The sequence below is a fragment of the uncultured Microscilla sp. genome (assembly GCF_947493425.1).
Taxonomy (GTDB): Bacteria; Bacteroidota; Bacteroidia; order Cytophagales; family Microscillaceae; genus Microscilla.
In genome coordinates, this window is the sequence record NZ_CANLRP010000486.1 from 1 (window position 1) to 486 (window position 486).

Annotated in this window: 1 pseudogene; it reads left to right on the plus strand. The window is 48.4% G+C overall.

The window, feature by feature from the left end:
• Nucleotides 1–165 precede the first annotated feature (165 nt).
• Nucleotides 166–486 (plus strand): annotated as a pseudogene (locus Q0954_RS34435) (hypothetical protein); the annotation flags it as partial.

A 486-nucleotide genomic window follows, 5' to 3' on the forward strand; every position in this document is an offset into this window, starting at 1 on the left:
AAGTTTAGCTACACTTTGGGCGAATTCCAGGGGGAGTTCGATTTTGTAGTCCAAACTCCAGCACTCGCGGCTGACCAGCAACTTCAGGTAAGCGCCTTTATCAACAAATACAAATTACCCGACAAGGTTTATGCAATTATCACCAAAGAATAAACAGCACACACTATGGCAAAAATATTAGACCTCATTACGGGCGGGCACCCCGACTCGCTGGACGATTTGCTCCATTTGCAGGAGGCTCAACAGGAAGGGCAGATGGCGGTATTTGCGGCGTTGGGACTTGATTTGAGTAAGAGCTATATACTTCAAGGCTGCAAAATCAGCGAAGATGACAGCGGTTTTGCTACCACCACCGCAGGTATGATACTCCACAATGGTGAAGTGTTCGAAGTAGGGGCTCAATCGGTATCAGACGCTGATAATTACGGCTGGGCAGTAGAGGACACTTATCGCCCCGGCAACCCAGTGACTTATGCTAACGGCAAT